The following is a 21,480-nucleotide window of genomic DNA, read 5'->3' as shown; positions in this document are numbered from 1 at the left end:
TATAAGAGTGCAAGAAAAAAGGTCACTCAGCCGAAGTCGCGAGTGTCCTTGTTGCGTCCTGCGTTCCCGATGTGCTGTGCCGGGAACGGGCTTATGCCCGGGTCTCTTCCATAAAATCTCCAAATGCATGAGGCGTCAGCCCCATGTCTTCTGCCCTAGATAGGGAGGCAAACCCGTGCTGACAAGCGGCAGCGCCAAATGGCAGCTGCCGCTGTTGCATCTCTGTAATCGTTGGGGTGGGCTTAAGCCGCTGCGGCCTGCGCCATCTTCGCCCGCACGGTTGCAATGGCCACAGCATCCGGGCTGATTTCCTGCTGACGCGCCTGGTTGAGCACCTCGGCCATGGTCGCATCCAGCGCAGCAAGTTTCTTGGCCACATAGGCCTCGCGATCCGCGATTTTCAGGATCTCGGTCGCTACGTTGATGATGCCGCCGCCATTGGCGATGAAATCGGGCGCATAAAGGATGCCGCGTTCATGCAGGGCCTGACCGTCCTCGGGGTTGGCGAGTTGATTGTTGGCACCGCCTGCGACGATCCCGACCTGCAACAGGGGTATGGTCTCGGCATTGAGGATGCCGCCAATGGCACAGGGGGCAAAGATATCCGCCTGCACGGTGCAGATCTTGTTGATGGCAACCGGGCGGGCGCCAAATTCCGCGACCGCGCGTTCGATGCGCTGTGGGTCCACATCGGTGACGATCAGACCGGCGCCCGCGTCATTCAGGAACTGGCACAGATACCAGCCCACATGGCCCAGCCCCTGCACTGCCACCGTGACGCCCTGCAGATCGGCGCTGCCGACCCTGTGCGCCCGGGCGGTGCGGATGGCGTTGAAGATGCCGCGCGCGGTGATGGGGGAGGGATCGCCGCTGGCAAACTCCCCATTGGCAAGCCCGGCGACATAGGGCGTTTCATCGGCCAGCAGCGCCATGTCGGCAGGGCTCATGCCCATATCCTCGGCGGTGATGTAGCGGCCGTTCAGGCTGTTGATGGCGCGACCAAAGGCGCGCAGCATCTCTGGCGTCTTGTCCGTGGCGGGATCACCGATGATCACCGCCTTGCCGCCGCCCAGCGGCAGGCCCGCCGCGGCGTTCTTGTAGGTCATGCCCTCGCTCAGCCGCCGAACATCCTCCAGCGCCTCATCCGCAGTGGCATAGGGGCGCATCCGCAGCCCGCCAGCGGCCGGTCCGGCCTCGGTTGAATGGATGGCGATGAAGCCGGTCAGACCGACGGCGGGATCGTCGACACGGTAGATTTCTTCGTGACCGGGAGAGGCGATTTTGGTGAGGGTCATACTGACAGGCTCCTGAACTAACGGCACCAAGATACCGGGTATGGGCTTCGGGAATTTTCCAAAAATGCCCTCAGGAGTGGTTGGTTTTGGAGTAATTTGCTAACATGGCGCTAATTAATGGAGGAAATCACTATGGACGCCATTGATCGCAGGATTGTCACCGCGCTGCAGCGGGACGGTCGCATGAAACTGGCTCAGCTCTCAGAAGAGGTCGGCCTGTCGCCCACCCCCTGCGCCCGGCGGGTGTCGATGCTGGAAGAAGCCGGGATCATCACCGGCTATTCCGCGCGGGTTGATCAGGCCAAGGTCGGGCTGGCCGTCACAATCTTTGTCGCTGTTGAGCTGGAGCGCCAGTCCAAGGACGCGCTGCAGGCCTTTGAAAATGCCGTGCGCCAGTTCGATCAAGTGATGGAGTGCTACCTGATGACTGGCAGTCGCGATATCCTGTTGCGGGTGGTGGCGCAGGATCTGACGGATTTCGACCGCTTTCTGGAAGAGCAGTTGATGCGGGTGCCGGGGATCCGCAATACGCGCTCCAGCTTCACCCTGCGCACCATGATCCGCCGCGATGTGCTGCCCGGCTGAGGCGGCCAGGGCAGGAGGGATGTGAAAAGAGGAAGCCGAAAAAGAAGGAGACTGGTGAAAATCTTCATATCCCCCTCTTGCAGAGCGGTGATCCTGACGGTAATACCCGATCCCACGGGTGATTAGCTCAGTGGTAGAGCGCTTCGTTCACATCGAAGATGTCAGGAGTTCAAATCTCTTATCACCCACCATTCCCTCTTTTTTGTAGGTGCTTGTAAATTAACGAAAAACCATTTTTCGTATTTCGAAAAGAGTAGCAGACGGGGCCGCAGGGGCGTGGACCATCAAAGCCAGATTCTACCCCATTAGGTGCCTACTCTTCGTCCTGCAACCCTTCGGTTTCTGAAGCAGGCGGGGTGCTGTGACCTCCCGGCGCGGATGCGAAACCACTCATGTGCGAATCTGCGTGGCGGTACATTTCCCGTTTGACCTGAGCCCGAAGTTTCCTCCACCTTCCGTAGAGTCCTTGGGGTTTGTGCTCTGAGCCCCAACCTTGGACCGCCGGAAGCTGGATTTTTCCGGCTCTGTCACGATGATGGGCTGGTGACGCCATCGGGATAATGCATGGCAATCGGGACGTTGTATCCGATTGCGCTATGGGGTCTATTCTCATTGTAGTGCCGACGCCAATCCTCCAGCTTTTCGCGGGCATCTGCAAGGCTCATGAACCAGTGTGCGTTCAGGCCGTGAGAAGTCGAGGGTAACGTCGTTGGCGTAGGCCCAGAGATCGAGGTCCCGCGAGATGAACGCGCTGTCGTCATCGACTCTGATCGTCTTGGGGGAGCCGATCTGCCCGCAGACCCGTTCGAGCGTCTGCACAACATCTTCGCCCCGATAGGTGAAGCGCGGATCGGCTGCAGGGCAGAGCCGGGAATACGTGTCGACGATGGTCAGGATACGCAACCTCCTGCCCAGGGCGAGCTGGTCGTGAACGAAGTCCCTTCCGGCAGATTGCGTTTGCGCAATCGCCTTTCGGGCAAGGCACCGCCCAGACATCGTTCGGCCCGACGGCTTCCTGACGGTCTTCTCTGAGCTTTGCCTTCACCCGGCGCTTTGGGTGCTTGTTCCTGAGCTGCAGGCCCAACGCGTTGTAAATCCTGCGTGTCTTCTTCATGTTGATCACCCAGCCCTCCCGTCTCAGAAGCACGTGAACGGGCCTGTAGCCATAGCGCACACGGATCTCTGCGATCTCTTTGATCCGCCGTTCGACGGCAGCCTGATCCGTCCGCCGGGACTTGTAGTGGTAGCTGGATGTGTCGAAGCAGATGGCCCCACAGGGCCTCCGGATCGACACGCCCCAATCGACGCAAATCCCGGTGACGATTTCGCGCAAACGGCCAGGCTTCAGAGCTTTCGCCGAATGACATCCTGAAGCATTTCCCGATCCAGCGTCAGATCGGCCACGGTTCTACGGGCTTACGCGGCCCCACTGGGGCCACGGTCCCTTCGAACTCTTCAGCCGGGTGTTCTCATCCTCCAGCGCTTTCAGCCGACGCATCTCATCCGGCAGAAGGCCCCCGTATTTTTTCTTCCAGTTGAATGGCTGATCCCCGCCCTAGCGGCAGATCTCCGCAACCGGCGTGCCTTGTTCGCCCTGCTTCAGGATGAAGGCCTTCTGCGCCTCCGTGAACTTAGATGCTTTCATGCGATTCCGCTCCTCTCCCAGCCAGGGAAAATTAGCGGAAAACTCCAGCTTCATACGGTCCAGTTTTCAGGGGGCAGAGCACGCCAAGCAAATGATCCTGAACGGCAATGGTATCGGACTTTATACCAAAACCGGATTTCTCGATGAAGTGCGGGCTGGATCACTGAAATTCATCCCATTGATGGACAAACTGCTGAGCGATGTGCGTGTTGTCTTCTCATTCCGGCGGGCTCGGGCATTGATCCGGCAAAACGCCTGATCTGCAATATCGTCGAACGGGCCTTGAAACCGATTTAACTGGTGTCCTGAACGACCGGTTGTCCTGTTGGGGGATGATATTCTGAAACCGCCTGTCTGCTCGGCATGGGGATCATTTCGGTCCCCAGCCGGGAGTTCCATTTCTTTGTGCGGCTCCCGGCCGCTGTCGCAAGGCGGTTTTGGGGGAGGCATCGGCTCAGGGGCAATCCGAGGCGTGGCCTTCGGGCGCTTGCCAGCTGCAGGGACTACGCCCAAACGCGTGGTCCCTGGCGCGGCAGGCTTCCATTTGGGATGCGGGGAGCTCAGTCCTGTGCAGCGTTCCAGTTCCAGGGGGGCGCGGTTTCGGCCTGCCATATGCCGCGGGCATTGGCCTGCGCAACCGAGGCCTGCGGCACGTAGCGACCGTTGTTCTCATGCGCCCAGGCCAATCCCTCTTCGACCAGCAGCGCGCCGACATCGACGCCATCTGCATCGCAGGTGGCCAGATGGCGCCCATAGTGATCCTGATCGGTGCTGAAGCACTCCACCCGCTCGGCCTCATTCACGATGGAGCGAACACGTTGACGTGCCTGGGCGGCGCAATCCCAATAGGATCCGTCCGGCGTATTGCAGCGCTGCGCGGCCAGCGGTGCATCGATGTCAACCAGGCGGATGTTCAGATCGCCCATCGCCAGCGAATCTCCATCGATGACCCGGAAGGCCCGGCCTGGCGCTGACACCAGCGGCACGACCTCTCCGGCCAGCTTTTCGATGCTGTGCAGTTGCAGGAAGATCTTGGCGGAGATGGGATCGCCTGGCTGCAAATCGGCGGACATGGCAGCGCTGGCGGCAAAGGTCAGGGCGATTCGGGCGGCAAGATGTTTGATTTTCATCGGCGTGGCTTCTCTGATGATATTTTCAGGTGGTGCTGATGGTTAAAAAACTTGAATGAGCAGGATTATGCCTGCCAATAGGCCAAAATTCGGTTAACGCCGGAGAAAACGGCTTCACGAGAGCCCTTCCGAGCTCAGCTGGTACGCTGCCGGAGCGCCGCATTCTTGCCTTGAAATCAGCCAGCTACGGCCCGCTCCCGGTCCTGAGGGAGCCATTTTCCTGGTTCAGGACGAAATATGGTGGTCTCGGCCTGAGTGTCCGCCGGACCCGTTATGAAATATAGGCAAAAGGTGCACACCCATGGCCACTTTGGACAACGCGATCTGGCTGACCGCTGCCGATGGCAGCGCAAAGGATGCCAGCACGCTGGTGTCCGAGGGCGCCAACAGCACTACCGTCAGTGGCCAGTTCACGCCGGGCAGCTGGGATGCATCGCAATCCGGGCAGGCGGTGTCGGGTTTTGGCGCCTTTGCGACTGATCAGCCAATTGAGGCGCGTTTCGGCTTTTCCACGCCGGTGCTGGATCTGTCCTTTGATCTGCAACACCTCAATACCGAGGACAGCAGTCATGACGACCGGTTCACGCTGAGGGCCTGGGATGCGGCGGGTGTTTTGATCCCGGCTGCGAACATTATTGCAGGCCTTTCCGGGGTGACCGACCAACTGGTCACCGCCAATGCCGATGGGTCCGTCTCAATCGAGGCCGAAGGCGCGACAGCGTCGGACATCGGTGTTTTGCTGCCGGGGCCGGTATCCGCCCTGTCGGTGGTCTTTGAAAATGGCGATGATGCGGGCCTGTCAGGTGGGGCGGGAATTTCCGATCTGTCCTTTTCGATCCCGTCGCCGGATTACATCGTCGAGGGTACGGCGGCCTCCGATCTGATTGATGCGGCCTATGCCGGTGACCCTGAAGGCGACCGTGTGGATGGCGGTGATGCTGTGGACGGTTCGGATGACGATGTGATCCGGGCTGGAGAAGGCGAAGATACGGTGATCGCGGGTGCTGGAGACGACAGCGTGGATGGCGCTGCCGGTGATGATTCACTTGTTGGCGGAGAGGGCGACGATACGCTGCTTGGCGGGCTGGGGCGCGACAGTCTGGATGGTGGTAGCGGCTCGGACCTGCTGAAGGGCGGGGCAGACAACGACACGCTGCTGGGGGCCGGGGGAGACGATATCCTGCGGGGCGGCGATGGCGATGACGTCCTTTACAGCGGCAGCGATACGGTTCGCGATTCAGATGCGCCTATAGACGGCAACAATCTGCTGGAGGGCGGCGCGGGCAATGACACTCTGCGGGGCGGCGACGGCGCGGATACTCTTTATGGTGGTGATGGCGATGATGATCTGGAAGGGCTGTATGGCAACGACCTGATCTATGCCGGGGCAGGTAACGACCATGTCTTTGGCCGCGATCAGGATGATCTGATTTATGGCGAGGAAGGCAATGACGAGCTGATCGGCAGCCTGGGCACGGATACGATCTATGGTGGCGATGGCAACGATATTCTGGCGGGCAGCCAGGGAAATGATGAAATCCACGGGGGCGCGGGCAATGATATCGCCTTTGTCGGCGACTACAACGACCCCAGCGTCGAGGACTCTGACACCATCTACCTGGACGAAGGCGATGATTTCCTGGATGCGGGCACGGCTGCGGATGCGGTTTATGGCGACGGCGGCAGCGGCCATGACAGGCTGGTCAGCAACGGCGGTGATGACACGCTGTTTGGTGGCAGCGGCAAGGACACGCTGGAAAGCAAGGCTGGAGACGACTTTCTGGATGGCGGCGATGATGTCGATGTCATCCTGGCAGGGGCCGGCAATGACACGCTGATCGGCGGAACCGGGGCTGACAGCCTGAGCGGCGGCGATGACCGGGACGTCTTTTACGGCAATATCGGCGATGTGATCGACGGCGGTGAAGGCGGTGATGATTTCGATCAGCTGAATCTCAGCAAACTGGGCGGGTCCTCACGCACCCGCGTGACCTATGATACGCCTGGCGGCGAATCCGGAACCGTCGAGGTGCTGGATAGCAATGGCGTCACCCTTGGCAGTTTTACCTTTTCAAATATCGAGCAAGTCGTGCCCTGCTTCACACCCGGAACCCTGATCCTCACCTCGGAGGGAGAGCGGCGGGTCGAGGAGATCGAAGCCGGTGACCGGGTGCTGACGCGGGACAATGGGTTTCAGCCGGTACTGTGGGCTGGGCACCGCTGCCTGAGTGCTGCGGATCTGGCCCTGCGCCCAGAGCTGGCGCCGGTGCGGATCGAGGCTGGCGCGCTTGGTTCTGGCATCCCCAGCTCTGCAATCGAAGTGTCACCGCAGCACAGGATGCTGATCACAGGCGAACAGTCGGATGTTCTGTTTGGGGAGCACGAGGTGCTGATCGCGGCGCAACATCTGCTGAACGGAACATCAATCCAGCGCGCAGTGCGGCGCAGGGTGACCTATATTCACCTGATGTTCGCCCGGCATGAAATTCTTTGTGCAAATGGTGCCTGGAGCGAAAGCTTCCAGCCTGGGTCGCAATCGGTGTCCGGCATGGATGATGCGCAGCGCGCTGAGTTGTTTGAGATTTTTCCGCTGCTGGAGTTTGGCGATAATACGTACCCGGCGGCCCGTCGGTCGCTCCGATCCTATGAGGCGCGGTTGCTGATGGCCGCTGGAGCAGGGGCGGGCGGAACGCACTGAAAACAGCCCGGCAGATGTTTGGGGGCCGATGCCGGGACAGACGCAGGTGGTGACCGGAGGCAGGCGCCAGGACGCACGCCTCCCCGATTTTGTTTCGCGGTCAGGCCGCGGTTTGAAATTAGGGTTTCAGCCGCTCAAGGATTTCCAGGTTGGCGCAGAAGGAGGGCGCAGCGGTCGCATCGGGTTCTGCGTTGCGCCAGTGTTCGCATTTCCGCGCGCAGTTGGAGGAATTGCAGCGATGCACCATGGTGGCATAATCCACTGCGGTGATGTCACCTTTCTTCATGGCGGCGCCAAGATCGACACCGGCAGCTCTGGCGGCGGTGGACATCAGGCCGATGGATTTGCTGAGGTACCCCGGCCTTGTCAGTTTTTCTGCTGTACTCATCAAAAAAGTGTCTCCGACCCACGCCAAAGGCGCGGCTGCTGTTGGTTCGTCGCGTGTTCAAGGCGACCATTCATGTCGAGATCGGCGGAGGTGCCGACCGCGTCATCAGTTGCGTTTCCAATCTGACCGACAGCGACAGTTAAGGTGAAGAACGCGGCACGAATGGGGCACCAAAGCGCCAATCGGTAAGTTTCCGTAAAGACTAGTTACGATTTTATTCGAGCTGTCCTTATGGCGGTCACGCGACACGGCCTGAGAGAGAACCGGAGGATGGTGCTCTCGCGTTCTCGGCCCGGTCTGTCCGAGTTCGGAGCTGGGGGTGTTTCTTGGACTTTTACGCCACGATGGGGGGGACCAGCCTGGTCAATGGGCGTTGCAAAAGAGATAGGCTTTTCTTGCGCGCTGCCCGCCCATTCCACCGGCGCGGCCATGCTCATCGATGGTCCGGTTTGAACGACGGCCACTCGGTACGATACTCGCTACATCCGAAAGCCAAACCCTTTGGAAAGGCCCCAAAGGTGGGCATTTGGCTCTGGTTCCTGACAACGGGATACTGATTACTGGCACATTCGGGCAAGGGAGAGGAGCACAGCCACACCTCACTATAACGTGATACAACCCTGGGTGGTTATGGGGGTATTCCAGACCTCTGCGTGGTTTGCTGCTCCGCCTGGTCGTTGGCACCAGATTACCGCGCCCTTTTGACCTGGTTCAGCGGGCCGGGGAGAGGGTGGGCAGGCGCCGCCAAAAGGCGCATTGACGCCGGTTTCACGGCAGCACAGAGTCCCGATATGAATGCTGCCTTTGACATCACCCGCCTGCCGCGCCCCTTTGATTCCGAACTGGGTGCAGAAACCCGTGTTCTGGTGCCTTCGGCTTCGGCCGAAGTGGCTGAGCTTCTGGCCGGGACCGGCGGCTCCAGCCCCTATCTGAAAGGCCTGATCACGCGGGAGGCAGCCTGGCTGCCCGAAGCCCTGGCAGATCCCGAGACGGCGCTGGAGGCCGTGTTTGCCGACTGCCGCGCCATGGCGCCCGATCAGCTGAAACCTGGGCTGCGTCAGGCCAAGCGGCGTGTGGCCCTGCTGACGGCGCTTTGCGATCTGGGCGGTGTTTGGCCGCTGGAACGGGTGACTGGCGCGCTGACCGATTTCGGTGCGCTTTGCGCTGATGTGGCGATCAAGTCGGAAATTGCGGCGCTGATCCGGCGCAAGAAACTGCCGGGAATGACTGAGGCAGATGTGGAAACCGCAGGCGGGTTGACCATCCTCGCGATGGGCAAGATGGGCGCGCATGAGCTGAACTACAGTTCCGACATCGATATGATCTGCCTCTTTGATGAAACCCGGTTCGACCCGGATGATTTCTATGAGGCGCGTCAGGGCATGGTGCGGGCCACTCGCAATATGTGCGCGCTGCTCAGTGACAAGACCGGGGATGGTTATGTCTTCCGTACGGATCTGCGCCTGCGCCCGGATCCCTCAGTGACGCCGGTCGCCATGGCGATGGAGGCGGCGGAGCGCTATTATGAGAGCCTCGGGCGTACCTGGGAACGTGCCGCCTATATCAAGGCGCGCGCCTGCGCCGGGGACATTGCCGCAGGTGAGCGGTTCCTTGCGGCATTGCGGCCCTTTATCTGGCGCCGCCATTTGGATTTCGCGGCCATCCAGGACGCCCACGACATGCGGCTCAGGATCCGGGAAAACAAGGGCACCGGCGGTGTGATCACCGTGCCGGGCCATGACATGAAACTGGGGCGTGGCGGTATCCGCGAGATCGAGTTCTTCACCCAGACCCGGCAACTGATCGCGGGCGGACGCGATGAAAGCCTGCGCCTGCGTGGCACGGTCGAAGGGCTGGCGGCGCTGGCGGCGCGGGACTGGATCCCCGCCGATGTCGCTGCAACTCTTACCGATCACTACCGGTTCCACCGCGAGGTGGAGCACCGCATCCAGATGGTGCATGACGCCCAGACCCACCGGATGCCGCAATCCGAGGATGGCATCGCCCGCGTCGCCTGCCTGATGGGGCGCGATCCGGCTGAGCTTCAGTCGGAAATCCGCGACCGGCTGACCGAGGTGCATACCTTGACCGAAGGCTTTTTCGCCCCGGATGCAAAACCGGCGGCGGCGCCTGCGCTGCCCGAAGGGCTGGATGAGGCAGTGATTGCCCGCTGGCCCACCTATCCGGCGCTGCGCTCGGCCCGGGGCGCGCAGATCTTTGATCGGTTGAAACCGGATCTTCTGGCGCGTCTGGCGCGTACCGCAAAACCGGCTGAGGCGCTTTTGGCGCTGGATGGATTCCTTGCTGGTCTGCCCGCCGGGGTGCAGCTGTTTTCCCTGTTCGAGGCCAATCCGCAGCTGTTGGATCTGCTGGTCGATATCGTCGGCACCTCTGGCGAGCTGGCGGCCTTCCTGTCGCGCAACGCGGGCGTGTTCGACGCGGTGATCGGCGGCTCCTTCTTCGATCCCTGGCCGGGCGGCGCCAAGCTGCAGCAGGATCTGGAGGCGCTTCTGGCCGCCGAAGGCGACTACGAAACCCAGCTCGACACCACCCGGCGCTGGTGCAAGGAATGGCATTTCCGCATCGGGGTGCATCACCTGCGCGGTCTGATCGATGCCGAGGCCGCGGGCGTGCAATACGCCGAATTGGCCGAGGCGGTGATCGCCGCATTGGTGCCCTGTGTCGAGGCGCAGTTTGCCGAAAAACACGGCGCCGCGCCCGGGCGCGGCGCAGCGGTGGTGGCGATGGGCTCGCTTGGGGCCGGGCGTATCAATGCGCAGTCCGACCTTGATGTGATCGTGATCTACGATCCGCAATCGGATGAAGGATCCGAAGGCAAGCGACCGCTGGCGACGCGCCCCTATTTTGCCCGGCTGACGCAGGCACTGATCACCGCGCTGACTGCGCCGATGGCGCAGGGGCGTCTTTATGAGGTCGACATGCGCCTGCGCCCCTCGGGCAATCAGGGGCCGGTGGCGACCAGTCTCGCCAGTTTCACCAACTATCAGCAGAACGAAGCCTGGGTCTGGGAGCATTTGGCGCTGACGCGGGCGCGCAGCATTGCCGGGCCTGCGGATTTGATCGCCGATATCGAAGACCTGCGTAGCGCGGTGCTGAGCGGCCCGCGCGAGCGGCTGCAGATCCTCACCGAGGTGGCCAACATGCGCGCCCGTATCGCGGCGGCCAAGGCCCCGGCGGGGGTCTGGGATGCCAAGACCGGGCCGGGCAGGATGATGGATATCGAACTGGTCGCGCAGGCTGGCGCGCTGCTCTCTGGTTCTGGGGCGCGGGATGTGGCGACTGGTCTGGACGGCGCCGTCGCATGTGGCTGGCTGGATGCCGCAGAAGGTACCAGACTGGCGCAGGCCTATCGCCTATTCTGGTCAGTGCAGACGGCGGCGCGGCTGCTGTCGGCCAAGGCGCTGGATACCGCAGCAATCGGTGAGGGCGGCGCGCAGTTCCTGTGCCGCAGCACCGGATTTGAAACGCTGCAGGGTTTGGAGCGGGACTTGGAAGACAGCTATGCGGCCTGTCGTGCGATGATCGACGGGGCGCTTGATCGGGAAGGTGCAAATGGCGCAGATGAGTGAGCAGGACCAGATGGACCCCAAGGGGCTGATCCGGGAATCCTTCCGGATCGACGGGATCGACATGTCGCAGTGCCGCAGTATCTTTCTGGACTGGGCGCTGAGCCTGCCCGGAGGGATTGATAACCGCGATGCGATGCAGCGCCTGCTTGCCAAATATGAGGACGGACAGCCGGACCACCCGATGGTCATCGTTCTGCGTGAGGGGCTCGCCGAGGTCGTGAAGCCGCGTCGGCGCGGCGGCTGGCGCAGTCGGGATCGCTAGGCGTTCGGTACCGCGCGCTATTACCGACTGGCGCGCTGCGGCCTCTTCCCCTCTATCTGCCTTGCAGCTATGAGGGGGCATGACAGACACAGCCTCCGCGCCGCAGCGCCCCCGCGTAAAACTGAAGCCCAAGGCCAATGCCCGTGCGATCCGGCATGGGTTTCCCTGGGTTTATGCCAATGAACTGGTCACCGACCGGCGCACCCGGAAACTGGCGCCGGGCACATTGGCAGTGCTTGAGGATGAGGCGATGCGGCCGCTGGGGCTGGTCTCGGTCAATCCTGACAGCAAGATCATCGGCCGGATGCTGGACCGCAACCCTGAGGCACAGATTGATCAGGCCTGGTTCGAGGCGCGCCTGTCGCGGGCGCAGGAAATGCGGACACAGCTATACGATGCGCCCTTCTATCGACTGGTCCACGCCGAGGCAGACGGGTTGCCGGGCATCGTTATCGATCGGTTTGGCGACACTTGCGTGGTGCAGCCCAATGCGGCCTGGGCCGAAGCGCATCTTGAGGCGCTGACCGCCGCACTGGCCACTGTCACCGGTACGAAGGTGATCCTGAAAAATGCCTCCGGGCGCACCCGGGGGCTGGAGGGGCTGGACGATGTCAATGCCACCCTGCAGGGCGAGACGCCGGACGCTCCGGTGCCGGTTCAGATGAATGGTGCCACCTATGTGGCGGATCTGACTGGCGGGCAGAAAACCGGCCTGTTCTTCGATCAGCGCGAAAACCACGCCTTTGCTGCCCGGCTGGTGGCACCGGGGGCAAAGGTGCTGGATGTGTTTTCCCATGTCGGCGGTTTTGGCCTTGCCATGCTGGCGGCTGGCGCAGCCGAGGCAACCTGCGTTGATGGGTCTGCCGCGGCACTTGATCTGGCGGGGCAGGGCGCGGCTGCGTCGGGCTGGCAGGATCGGTTCACCGCCCGGCAGGGCGATGCCTTTGACGTGCTGGCGGCGCTGGGCGGCGAAGGCGCGCAGTTTGACGTGGTGATCTGCGATCCGCCCGCATTTGCACCCTCCAAGAACGCGTTGGAGGCGGGCCTGCGCGCCTATGAACGGGTGGCCAAACTGGCCGCGCCGCTGGTGGCGCCAGGCGGGTATCTGGGGCTTTGTTCCTGTTCCCATGCGGCGGATCTGACTCGCTTCCGCAACGCCTCGGCGCGCGGGATAGGTAAGGCCGGGCGGCGGGGACAGCTCATCCACACCGGATACGCCGGGCCGGACCATCCGCAGATGCCACAGCTGGCCGAAAGCGGTTACCTCAAGGCCGTGTTCTTCCGGCTGGACTGATCGCGCGTGAAACTGCTCCTTGATACTTGCGTTCTTTATCCCACGGTGATGCGGGAGATGCTGCTGGGCGCGGCCCGGCTGGGGCTTTATGCGCCGCTCTGGTCCGAGCGTATCCTGGAGGAATGGCGCCGCGCGGCGCTGAAACTCGGCCCCGAAGGGGCGGCGCAGGCCGCGTCCGAAGTTGCGTTGTTACAGGCGAACTGGCCCGGTGCACTTGTGGCGCCCGCACCGGGAGTGGAGGCGCGGCTGTGGCTGCCGGATGCGGCGGATGTGCACGTGCTGGCCGCCGCCATTGCAGGGCATGCCGATGGCATCGTCACCATGAACGCCAAGGATTTTCCGCGCCACACCCTGTCGGAAGAAGGGTTGAAACGCATCGGCCCGGATGAGCTGCTTTATGATCTGTGGCTCAAGGAACAGGCCGGGATGCAAACGGTCGGCGAGGCTGTTCTGGATGAGGCCAACCGCCTGTCCGGCGGTGGCTGGCAGATGCGCCCCCTGCTGAAAAAGGCACGCCTGCCACGGCTGGCCAAGGCGTTGGCGGGCTGAAGCTAGATCTCGTTCAGGATTTCTGCCGCGATCTCGAACGAGTGCATCCGGGCCTGATGGTCGTGGATCTGCCCGGTCAGGATCACCTCATCGGGCTGATACCGTCCAATGATCTCCGATAGCTGGCTGCGCACACTCTCTGGGCTGCCCACGGCGGTGATGCGCAGTGCCTCGTTCACACCTGCCAGCACATGCGGCTCCAGATGCGCGTTGATGTCATCCACCGGGGCGGGCAGCTTGCCCGGACGACCCAGCCGCAGCCGTGCAAAGGCCTGCTGCATGGTGGTGCGCAGCCGGATGCCTTCGGCGTCACTGTCGGCGGCAAAGACGTTGATCGCCATCATCGCGTGCGGCTTGTCCAGGAAGGCCGAAGGCTGGAAAGAGCGCCGGTAGACCTCCAGCGCCTCCTCCAGCGCCTGCGGCGCGAAATGGGAGGCAAAGGCATAGGGCAGGCCCAGATGCGCGGCCAGCTGCGCACCATAAAGGCTGGAGCCGAGGATCCAGACCGGCACATTGGTACCCTGGCCCGGGAAGGCGCGCACCGGCGCCTGCGGGTCCTCCGGCGCCATGAAGCCGATCAGATCGATCACATCCTGCGGAAAACTGTCGCCACTGGCAGCAGCCCCCATGCCGCGGCGCAGGGCACGGGCGGTCTGCATGTCGGTGCCAGGCGCCCGGCCCAGCCCCAGGTCAATCCGGTCACCATAGAGGGAGGCCAGAGTACCGAAGGCCTCCGCCACCATATAGGGCGCATGGTTCGGCAGCATGATGCCGCCCGCGCCGATACGCATGGTGCTGGTCTGGCTGGCGATATGGCCGATCAGAACGGCAGTCGCGGCGCTGGCAATCCCCGGCATGTTATGATGCTCGGCCAGCCAGTAGCGGTGATAGCCAAGGCTTTCGGCCTTTTGCGCCAGTTCGGTGCTGTTTTTCAGCGCCTGCGGGATGGCAGAGCCTTCCGGAACCGGGGCAAGATCGAGCAGGGAATAGAGCATGAACGCGGCCTTTTGATCGAGTGTTTTCCAAGATGTGGCGCCTCTTCCCGCGGGGCGCAAGGCGTGTGGCAGAGCAGGGAGGCGCAAAGGCGGTATGACCTTCCGTCAGGCCTTGGCCCAGTCCGCCTCCAGCCGTTCGATGGCGGCGATGCGCTGTTCGGTCTTGGGGTGGCTCATCAGCCAGGCTGGTGCCATGCCCGCGCGCGACTGGGTCAGTTCCTCAAGCTTGCGGAATAGACTTTTTTGCGGTTCCACCCCGATGCCTGCCTTCATCAGCAGGGCGGCTGCATATTCATCCGCCTCGTATTCATCCCCACGCGACAGCCGCGCAGCCAGAAGATTTGCCAGAAGTCCGGCAATCCAGGGGCCGACAAAAGGGATATAGCGCCCGAGGATCATCATCAGCGCGGTCCTGAGGGCGTTCTGGCCGGAAAAGTCGATGATGCGTTTCTTTGAATGCCCCAGCGCCACATGCCCCAGTTCATGCGCGATGACCGAGGCGAGCTCCGCATCGCTGACATCGCCCGCCTGATACTTGGCGTAGAACCCGCGGGTGATGAAGATACGTCCATCGGGGGCTGCAAGACCGTTCACCGGGTCGACCTCGTAGATGAAGACGGGGATATCCGCGACCTCCAGCGCCGCCGCCATCTGGTCGGTCAGCCGTTTCAGTTTCGGGTCTGCCAGACGGGTTGAACGGGCATCAAGTTCGCGGTGGGTCCGCCAGACCGAAATCCGGTAGGAGACGAGGCCATAGAGCACGGCCAGCAGAATGGGAGTGAGACGCAGCATGAGGTAGATATGGGGCGGGCAAGTCCCGCGCTCAAGCGGATTGTTGGCCGCTTTTCGTGGAAACCTGCGCGAGGCTATCCCATTCGCAGTCGCCCTGCAGGGACGTCGCAGGCCAGCCGCTGGCCGTGATCGCATCCTGTAGCGCGGCATAGCAATCCGGATCGATGCCGGTGCCGGACATCTTGTCCATGATCTTGTAGGCTTCCTCCAGCGGCATCGCATCGCGATAGGGGCGGTCGGCGGTCAGCGCGTCAAAGACGTCGGCAACGGCCATGATCCGCATGTCCCGCGTCAGCGCCTCTCCCTGAAGCCCATAGGGATAGCCCTTGCCATCGGGGCGTTCGTGGTGGGCCACGATCACTTCGGCCATCCGCCGGAAGGCGCCAACCCGGCTCAGCACGTCATAGCCCCAGACCGGATGCTTGCGGACGATATCCATCTCGTCCATCGTCAGCTTGCCCGGCTTGTCCAGAATGGTGTTCGAAATGCCCAGCTTGCCAATATCATGCAGCAGCGCGGCGCGGGTCATCCACCGGGTGTGGCAGGTCGCCAGCCCCAGCTGTTCACAGATCATGCGGGTATAGCGGGCGACACGTTGGGAATGGCCGTGGGTAAAGGGACTTTTAGCGTCGATCACCAGCGAAAAGGCATGGCTGATCTCATCAAGGTAGTCCTCGTTCACCTCTGCCGTGTGCAGGGCATGGGCGCAGGAGAACACCTGTTGCTCCAGTTCCGGTGACAGCAGGTCATGGGCGAAACCGGGGTCACGGATCATGCTGGTGAAGACGCGGACCAGATCGGGGGCGAACCAGACGCCCGCGCGGTTTTCCATCTCCCGCGCGGCAGCTTCGGCGCCGAAATCCAGGGTAAAAACATCCGTCACCTGTGCCATCAGGGCGATGCGCGACAGGAGCGGGATCTGATCGCCCTGCAGGCCCAGAGGCCGCCCACCGCCGTCCCAATGTTCATCAAGTGAGGCGATCGCCTCGGCCACCTCTTCGGAAAACCGCATGCGGCGGGCGATTTCCGCCCCGCGACCGCAGCGATTGCGGACCAGCTCCTGCCCGATTTCGTCCCGGTGTCCGATTACATGGCGCAATGTCTTCAGCCGCGTCAGGGGCGACGCCCCCCGGGCTGTGCTGCGCAGCACGAAGGGCATGCCTTCGCGGCAGCCTTTGACGCGTTTGAAGGTCCGTTTGAAGGCCAGATCATCCATCATGTAGAGTTCGTTGATCCGAGCCGCGTTAGAACTGCAACCGGTGTCTTTCATCAGCAGTGTGAAATACAGATCGGTGCGCATTTGCGGCGGCAGGTCCAGCGCCTCGGCCACCTGCATGCCGATCCAGGCGCAGCGGATGCAATGGCCCTTGGGCTGGCCTTCGGTCATATCCAGCGCGTGGCTGAGCGCGCCAAGGACTTCTCCAAGACGAAGCTCCGGCCCGGCGGTGCCGTCAAAGTTTGTGCCAGTGGTCATTAAATGGCTGTACTCGATAGGGATGCAGAACTGGGCATCGACGCTAATCGCGCGTGTTTCACGATTGATTAACGGTTTCCCGCGTCCGAAATCAAAATACGCAGGAATTTATTTAAGTTGGTATGAAGTGCAGCCTGCAAGCCGGAGCTTACCGGGTCAGCTCGCGCATGCCTTTTTCCAGCCCGTGCAGCGTCATCGGCACCATGCTGTCCTCGAAAATCTCGCGGATCATGCCGATGGAATGGGTATGGTCCCAGTATTTCTCTGGCACCGGGTTGATCCAGAGATTGGATTTCCAGTGTTCGCGCGCGCGTTGCAACCACACCTGTCCAGCCTCCTGGTTCCAATGCTCATTGGCGCCGCCCGGATAGGCGATTTCATAGGGCGACATCGAGGCATCGCCGACGAAGATGCATTTGTAGTCCGGCCCATAGGTGCGCAGCACCTCGTGCGTCGGCGTCTGTGCATCCCAGCGGCGGCGGTTGTCGCGCCAGACGCCTTCGTAAAGACAGTTGTGAAAGTAGAAGTATTCCAAGTGCTTGAACTCAGACCGCGCGGCCGAGAACAGTTCTTCCACCACCTTGATATGCGGATCCATCGAACCGCCCACGTCAAGGAACAGCAGCACCTTCACGGCGTTGTGCCGCTCGGGCCGGGTTTTCACGTCCAGATAGCCATGTTCGGCGGTGGCGCGGATGGTATTGTCGAGATCAAGCTCTTCCTGCGCGCCTTCGCGGACCCAGCGGCGCAGGCGCTTCAGGGCGACCTTGATGTTGCGGGTGCCAAGCTCCACGTCGCCATCGAGGTTCTTGAACTCGCGCTTGTCCCAGACCTTCACCGCGCGGCGATGGCGGCTTTCCTTCTGGCCGATGCGCACCCCTTCGGGATTATAGCCATAGGCGCCAAAGGGCGAGGTGCCGGCAGTGCCGACCCATTTGTTGCCGCCCTGATGGCGCCCTTCCTGCTCCTTCAGGCGCTCTTTCAGGGTTTCCATCAGCTTGTCAAAACCGCCAAGCGCCTCGATCTCAGCCTGTTCTTCTGGCGAAAGATGCTTTTCCGCCATCTTGCGCAGCCAGTCTTCGGGAATGTCCACGGCGTCCAGCACGGCTGAGGCAGGCAGTGCCTCCAGCCCTTCGAATGTGGCGGCAAAGGCGCGGTCGAACTTGTCGATATTGCGCTCGTCCTTCACCATGGCGGCGCGCGCCAGGTAGTAAAAGGCGTCAAGATCGTAGGTCACCAGCCCTTTTTTCATGCCTTCCAGAAAGGTCAGGTACTCCCGCAGCGAAACGGGGACTGAGGCCTGGCGCAGGTTTTCGAAAAAGGGTTGAAACATCTGGGACCTTTCTGGGCAGTTACACCGCCATCCGGTGAATGATCAAGGTGGCGAGCATCCCGACAATACCAAAGGCAATGGCATAGACAGCGCCATATTGCAGCATGTCGGCGAGATTGCCGTTACGTTTCCGGGCCGTCAGCGCGCCTGTCAGCGCCCCCAGCAGCAATGCAGCGATTACGATCATCTTGTCAGTCCGCCTGTGTCATATGTTCCATGGATCCCCGGCCGGTCTTAGTGCGGGCGCAGATTTGCGACCTCCCGCAGCTTGGCCCGGACGGCCCAATCCGGGCCGAACCCGTAGCGTGCCCATCCAAGGCTGTCCAGCCTGACCGCGGAGGCGGCGTCGAATTGCCCCGCAAGGTCTAGGGCTTCGGCCCGCATCATCAAGGCCGTGGACAGCAGCGCGGCGTTTTCATAGCGGGCTGCGATCTCGGGAACCGGTTCCAGCAGCGTCAGGGCCGCATCGGGCTGGCCTCGGGCGATGGCGTAGGCCGCCATGCGTGGGCGGATGCGGGCCTGGTGCAGCTCCGTGCCGGGCTGACCGCGCAGGATTTCCATTGCGGAAGCAAACAGGGCCTGGGCGCTGTCCGGGGCATCGGCCTGTATCAGGCGGCCCAGAACATAAAGCCCCTGCGCCTGCCTATGGTCCCGCCAGCCACTGGCGCGGCCGATTTCCACGGCGGTGCGGGCCGCCAGCCTGCGCTCTGACAGACGGGTGTCGGGGCCAAGCGCGGTTTCGATGGCGGCGATCCAGCGGCGCGGCGTTGCGGGCAGCGGGCGGGGCGGGATGCCCTGGCCGCGAGGGTTCAACCGCGCCAGGATGCCGGGCAGGCGGGCGGCGACCTCGGCACGGGTCATGCCGGTGCGCAGCTCCGGCGCATAGGTGGCGCGCAGGATCAGCATGTCAAAGCCGGTCAGAACGGTGTGCACATTGTCATCGTTAAAGACGGAATCCGACAGCCGGTACAGATCGTTCAGCGGGCCAAGCGCCTGCGCCAGCTCTTCGTGCAGGCAGTCGCGCAGCTCTTGTGGGCTGACGTCGCTGGGCAGGAACAGCGCCAGATTGTCCCGCTGGCGCATCCGGGTCCAGTCGGTGTCCGGGCTGCGCCGCTTGCGGCGGAAATCCCTCAGCGATGTGACGTTAGGCACCACGAAACAGGCCGCCTTGGGCAGAGCTTTGCGGATCGCCTTGCGCGAGACGGTTTCGATTGTGATCCGGGCGCTGTCACCATTCGCCCGGGTGATGTCGATCCCGGCCTCATTGCTCAATCGTGCCAGAAGGCGGGTCAGCTCGTGCTCGAAACCGGGGGGCGGGGCGCCTGTTACCCGCAGCGTGATGGGGCCGTCAAACCGGGTAAAGACGGGCAGGGTGCCGCCGCCTTCGAGATTGAAATGCAGATCCAGGAAATCCCGCGCGATATCGCGGTTTGCCCGTTGTGGTGGCTGCGGGTGCGCGGCGGCGAATGCCTTGGCCGGGGGCAATGTGCTGTCGGCGATGGCGGCGCGGCCGGGCTGGCTGCCGTCAAAGGTGCCGGTGCAGCCCACAAGCGCAGCGCAGGCGAGGGCAAGCAGGACCCGGGGCGCCCGGGCAGTGTCACGATGCGTTCTTCTGAACAAAAACGGCGGTCTCCGGAAAAACGGGCTGGCGGGATGCTGCGGTGCCATCAGGCGGCGACGCCCCGGCAAGGATAAGCTATCGCGAAAATAAGTAAACGCAGCATCAAAGCGCAGGAACGACCGCCGCTACCGCCGAAATGGGCGGCAGTGGTGAGGTCAAGAGTGGTGCCCTGGTAAGCGTCAGCCTCGGCGCCCGCGTGCCATGAAGGCCAGCCGTTCGAACAGATGCACGTCCTGTTCATTCTTCAAGAGCGCCCCATGCAGCTTCGGCAGCGCATCGGCGCCGTCGCGCGCGAGATCCTCGGGGGTCAGATCCTCGCCCAGCAGGAGCTTCAGCCAGTCGATGACTTCGGAGGTCGAAGGCTTCTTCTTCAGACCCGCGGTGTCGCGGATTTCGTAGAACTGGGTCAGCGCCGTGGTCAGCAGGCTTTCCTTGATGCCAGGGTGGTGCACTTCGACGATCTTTTTCATCGTCTCGGCATCGGGGAAGCGGATGTAATGGAAAAAACAACGGCGCAGGAAGGCGTCCGGCAGTTCTTTTTCATTGTTCGAGGTGATGATCATGATCGGGCGCTGCTTGGCGCGGATCGTCTCGCCGGTCTCGTAGACGTGGAACTCCATCTTATCGAGTTCCTGCAAGAGATCGTTGGGGAATTCGATGTCGGCCTTGTCGATCTCGTCGATCAGAAGGACGACCTTCTCGTCGGCCTCGAAGGCCTCCCAAAGCTTGCCCTTCTTGATGTAGTTCTTGACGTCATGCACGCGTTCATCGCCCAACTGGCTGTCGCGAAGGCGGCTGACGGCATCGTATTCATAAAGACCTTGTTGCGCGCGGGTGGTGGATTTCACGTTCCACTCGATCATCCGCAGACCCAGAGCGTCCGCCACCTGTTTGGCCAGCTCGGTCTTGCCGGTGCCCGGCTCCCCCTTGACCAGCAGCGGCCGCTCCAGCGTGACGGCGGCGTTGACCGCCACTTTCAGGTCATCTGTTGCAACGTAATCCTTGGTGCCCTGAAATTGCATGTCTGTCCTGCGTCCTCTGGTTACTCTGTGCCCGTTTCCGGGCTGCAATGATGCGGTTTGGTCGCTTTTAACCCGGCTGGTTTACTATTGTGTAGTGACAATCTGCGCGGCAGGGGATAAACGCTGCGGCATGGGGAGCCGCAATGTTTGGAACGATTTGAAGAGACCAGCATTATGGGCCAGACCGAAGGAGCCGAGATGAAGCAAGAAATGTTTCTGCCGGAAGACTATCGTCCGGCCGAAGACGAGCCTTTCATGAACGAAAGGCAATCTGAATATTTTCGTCGTAAGCTGCTGAACTGGAAGCACGAGCTGCTTGCAGAGAGCCGCGACACTATCGAAGGATTGCAGGACAACACCCGAAACATTCCCGACGTTGCAGACCGCGCAAGCGAAGAGACGGACCGTGCTCTTGAACTGCGCACCCGCGACCGCCAGCGCAAACTGGTCGCAAAGATCGACGCGGCCATCCGGCGCATTGATGAAGGCGAATACGGTTATTGCGAAGTAACCGGCGAACCGATCTCGCTGAAACGCCTGGACGCCCGCCCCATCGCCACCATGAGCCTGGAAGCGCAGGAACGCCACGAGCGCCGCGAAAAAGTTCACCGCGACGACTGATCGTCTCTCGGCGAAGGCAGAAACATTGACGTCGGGGCCTGTGGCTCCGGCGTTTTTCGTTTATACCCGGAGTCACTGAAGACCCGAGATCTGAAGGGTTGACGTGCAAGAAGGTCGCGATTCAAGTAACGGCATGATCCGTCCCGGTTTTCTTACCTCTTCAGAGCGGCGTGAGCTTGTCGCTTG

General features: G+C 62.1%; 18 protein-coding genes, 1 tRNA gene and 1 pseudogene. 9 read left to right on the top strand and 11 right to left on the bottom strand.

Annotated features, from left to right (window positions below):
- Window positions 1–242 precede the first annotated feature (242 nt).
- Entirely contained in the window at window positions 243–1,295 is a 1,053-nt protein-coding gene (locus AAFO90_RS11175) for a Glu/Leu/Phe/Val dehydrogenase dimerization domain-containing protein (RefSeq protein ID WP_347509469.1), read from the bottom strand.
- A 132-nt stretch (window positions 1,296–1,427) separates the two neighbouring features.
- On the opposite strand from AAFO90_RS11175, the gene AAFO90_RS11170 reads away from it, so the two are divergent.
- Together AAFO90_RS11170 and AAFO90_RS11165 are read left to right on the top strand one after the other, a co-directional pair.
- Window positions 1,428–1,880 (top strand): Lrp/AsnC family transcriptional regulator, encoded by a 453-nt coding sequence (locus tag AAFO90_RS11170; protein ID WP_347509468.1) that lies wholly within the window; start codon window positions 1,428–1,430, stop codon window positions 1,878–1,880.
- A 116-nt stretch (window positions 1,881–1,996) separates the two neighbouring features.
- Window positions 1,997–2,071, top strand: a tRNA-Val gene (locus AAFO90_RS11165).
- A 336-nt stretch (window positions 2,072–2,407) separates the two neighbouring features.
- Here the strand turns inward: AAFO90_RS11165 and AAFO90_RS11160 are convergent.
- Window positions 2,408–3,525, bottom strand: a pseudogene (locus tag AAFO90_RS11160) (DDE-type integrase/transposase/recombinase).
- Here AAFO90_RS11160 and AAFO90_RS11155 point away from each other — a divergent pair.
- Window positions 3,524–3,784: a hypothetical protein gene (locus AAFO90_RS11155; RefSeq protein ID WP_347509494.1), complete on the top strand. Its 261-nt coding sequence runs from the start codon at window positions 3,524–3,526 to the stop codon at window positions 3,782–3,784. The pseudogene AAFO90_RS11160 and the gene AAFO90_RS11155 sit on opposite strands and share 2 nt — an antisense overlap.
- A 301-nt stretch (window positions 3,785–4,085) precedes the next feature.
- On the opposite strand, the gene AAFO90_RS11150 is transcribed toward AAFO90_RS11155, so the two are convergent.
- Window positions 4,086–4,655, bottom strand: a complete 570-nt coding sequence (locus AAFO90_RS11150; protein ID WP_347509467.1) for a thermonuclease family protein — start codon at window positions 4,653–4,655, stop codon at window positions 4,086–4,088.
- Between the two features lie 301 nt (window positions 4,656–4,956).
- On the opposite strand from AAFO90_RS11150, the gene AAFO90_RS11145 reads away from it, so the two are divergent.
- Complete coding sequence (locus tag AAFO90_RS11145) at window positions 4,957–7,353, top strand: Hint domain-containing protein (protein WP_347509466.1); 2,397 nt, start codon at window positions 4,957–4,959, stop codon at window positions 7,351–7,353.
- Between the two features lie 118 nt (window positions 7,354–7,471).
- Here AAFO90_RS11145 and AAFO90_RS11140 read toward each other — a convergent pair whose 3' ends face one another.
- Entirely contained in the window at window positions 7,472–7,741 is a 270-nt protein-coding gene (locus AAFO90_RS11140) for a DUF6455 family protein (protein ID WP_082996122.1), read from the bottom strand.
- Between the two features lie 791 nt (window positions 7,742–8,532).
- Between AAFO90_RS11140 and AAFO90_RS11135 the strand changes: the two genes are divergently transcribed.
- The 4 genes from AAFO90_RS11135 (at window position 8,533) to AAFO90_RS11120 (ending at window position 13,436) form a co-directional block, all read left to right on the top strand.
- Entirely contained in the window at window positions 8,533–11,331 is a 2,799-nt protein-coding gene (locus tag AAFO90_RS11135; RefSeq protein ID WP_347509465.1) for a glutamine-synthetase adenylyltransferase, read from the top strand.
- Entirely contained in the window at window positions 11,324–11,593 is a 270-nt protein-coding gene (locus tag AAFO90_RS11130; protein WP_065273808.1) for a hypothetical protein, read from the top strand. Before AAFO90_RS11135 ends, AAFO90_RS11130 begins: the two co-directional genes overlap by 8 nt.
- A 79-nt stretch (window positions 11,594–11,672) precedes the next feature.
- Complete coding sequence (locus tag AAFO90_RS11125) at window positions 11,673–12,887, top strand: class I SAM-dependent rRNA methyltransferase (RefSeq protein ID WP_347509464.1); 1,215 nt, start codon at window positions 11,673–11,675, stop codon at window positions 12,885–12,887.
- A gap of 6 nt (window positions 12,888–12,893) precedes the next feature.
- Window positions 12,894–13,436: a PIN domain-containing protein gene (locus tag AAFO90_RS11120; protein WP_347509463.1), complete on the top strand. Its 543-nt coding sequence runs from the start codon at window positions 12,894–12,896 to the stop codon at window positions 13,434–13,436.
- A gap of 2 nt (window positions 13,437–13,438) precedes the next feature.
- Here AAFO90_RS11120 and AAFO90_RS11115 read toward each other — a convergent pair whose 3' ends face one another.
- From AAFO90_RS11115 to AAFO90_RS11085, 7 genes are all read right to left on the bottom strand, one after another.
- Complete coding sequence (locus AAFO90_RS11115) at window positions 13,439–14,431, bottom strand: LLM class flavin-dependent oxidoreductase (protein ID WP_347509462.1); 993 nt, start codon at window positions 14,429–14,431, stop codon at window positions 13,439–13,441.
- Window positions 14,432–14,536: 105 nt separating this feature from the next.
- Window positions 14,537–15,223 (bottom strand): M48 family metallopeptidase, encoded by a 687-nt coding sequence (locus tag AAFO90_RS11110; RefSeq protein ID WP_065273224.1) that lies wholly within the window; start codon window positions 15,221–15,223, stop codon window positions 14,537–14,539.
- Between the two features lie 31 nt (window positions 15,224–15,254).
- Window positions 15,255–16,697 carry an HD domain-containing phosphohydrolase gene (locus AAFO90_RS11105; protein WP_347509461.1) on the bottom strand — a complete coding sequence of 481 codons (1,443 nt, stop codon included), beginning with the start codon at window positions 16,695–16,697 and terminating at the stop codon, window positions 15,255–15,257.
- Between the two features lie 148 nt (window positions 16,698–16,845).
- Window positions 16,846–18,030, bottom strand: coding sequence for a VWA domain-containing protein (locus tag AAFO90_RS11100; protein WP_065273226.1), 1,185 nt, complete (start codon window positions 18,028–18,030; stop codon window positions 16,846–16,848).
- 19 nt (window positions 18,031–18,049) lie between these two features.
- Complete coding sequence (locus AAFO90_RS11095; protein WP_165832664.1) at window positions 18,050–18,217, bottom strand: hypothetical protein; 168 nt, start codon at window positions 18,215–18,217, stop codon at window positions 18,050–18,052.
- Window positions 18,218–18,264: 47 nt separating this feature from the next.
- A complete protein-coding gene (locus tag AAFO90_RS11090; RefSeq protein ID WP_347509460.1) occupies window positions 18,265–19,650 on the bottom strand; it encodes a DUF2927 domain-containing protein in 1,386 nt (461 codons plus the stop codon).
- A 180-nt stretch (window positions 19,651–19,830) separates the two neighbouring features.
- Entirely contained in the window at window positions 19,831–20,673 is an 843-nt protein-coding gene (locus AAFO90_RS11085; RefSeq protein ID WP_347509459.1) for a MoxR family ATPase, read from the bottom strand.
- A gap of 198 nt (window positions 20,674–20,871) precedes the next feature.
- On the opposite strand from AAFO90_RS11085, the gene dksA reads away from it, so the two are divergent.
- The gene (gene dksA / locus AAFO90_RS11080) at window positions 20,872–21,294 is read left to right on the top strand and encodes an RNA polymerase-binding protein DksA (RefSeq protein WP_065273809.1); all 423 of its coding nucleotides are present in this window, start codon (window positions 20,872–20,874) and stop codon (window positions 21,292–21,294) included.
- The last annotated feature ends 186 nt before the right edge of the window (window positions 21,295–21,480 follow it).

It is taken from the genome of Phaeobacter sp. CAU 1743 (assembly GCF_039839315.1).
Classification (GTDB): domain Bacteria; phylum Pseudomonadota; class Alphaproteobacteria; order Rhodobacterales; family Rhodobacteraceae; genus Phycobacter; species Phycobacter gallaeciensis_A.
Note: the sequence above shows the minus strand (reverse complement) of the source record. Positions and strands in the feature narration are given on the sequence as shown.

Excerpts from the sequence above, each read along its gene's own strand:
- AAFO90_RS11085 (WP_347509459.1), bottom strand. The coding sequence starts at position 20,673 with ATGCAATTTCAGGGCACCAAGGATTACGTTGCAACAGATGACCTGAAA.
- AAFO90_RS11170 (WP_347509468.1), top strand. The coding sequence starts at position 1,428 with ATGGACGCCATTGATCGCAGGATTGTCACCGCGCTGCAGCGGGACGGT.
- AAFO90_RS11095 (WP_165832664.1), bottom strand. The coding sequence starts at position 18,217 with ATGATCGTAATCGCTGCATTGCTGCTGGGGGCGCTGACAGGCGCGCTG.
- AAFO90_RS11135 (WP_347509465.1), top strand. The coding sequence starts at position 8,533 with ATGAATGCTGCCTTTGACATCACCCGCCTGCCGCGCCCCTTTGATTCC.
- AAFO90_RS11155 (WP_347509494.1), top strand. The coding sequence starts at position 3,524 with ATGCGATTCCGCTCCTCTCCCAGCCAGGGAAAATTAGCGGAAAACTCC.
- AAFO90_RS11145 (WP_347509466.1), top strand. The coding sequence starts at position 4,957 with ATGGCCACTTTGGACAACGCGATCTGGCTGACCGCTGCCGATGGCAGC.
- AAFO90_RS11140 (WP_082996122.1), bottom strand. The coding sequence starts at position 7,741 with ATGAGTACAGCAGAAAAACTGACAAGGCCGGGGTACCTCAGCAAATCC.
- AAFO90_RS11125 (WP_347509464.1), top strand. The coding sequence starts at position 11,673 with ATGACAGACACAGCCTCCGCGCCGCAGCGCCCCCGCGTAAAACTGAAG.
- AAFO90_RS11100 (WP_065273226.1), bottom strand. The coding sequence starts at position 18,030 with ATGTTTCAACCCTTTTTCGAAAACCTGCGCCAGGCCTCAGTCCCCGTT.
- AAFO90_RS11110 (WP_065273224.1), bottom strand. The coding sequence starts at position 15,223 with ATGCTGCGTCTCACTCCCATTCTGCTGGCCGTGCTCTATGGCCTCGTC.
- AAFO90_RS11105 (WP_347509461.1), bottom strand. The coding sequence starts at position 16,697 with ATGACCACTGGCACAAACTTTGACGGCACCGCCGGGCCGGAGCTTCGT.
- AAFO90_RS11115 (WP_347509462.1), bottom strand. The coding sequence starts at position 14,431 with ATGCTCTATTCCCTGCTCGATCTTGCCCCGGTTCCGGAAGGCTCTGCC.
- AAFO90_RS11175 (WP_347509469.1), bottom strand. The coding sequence starts at position 1,295 with ATGACCCTCACCAAAATCGCCTCTCCCGGTCACGAAGAAATCTACCGT.
- AAFO90_RS11150 (WP_347509467.1), bottom strand. The coding sequence starts at position 4,655 with ATGAAAATCAAACATCTTGCCGCCCGAATCGCCCTGACCTTTGCCGCC.
- dksA (WP_065273809.1), top strand. The coding sequence starts at position 20,872 with ATGAAGCAAGAAATGTTTCTGCCGGAAGACTATCGTCCGGCCGAAGAC.
- AAFO90_RS11130 (WP_065273808.1), top strand. The coding sequence starts at position 11,324 with ATGAGTGAGCAGGACCAGATGGACCCCAAGGGGCTGATCCGGGAATCC.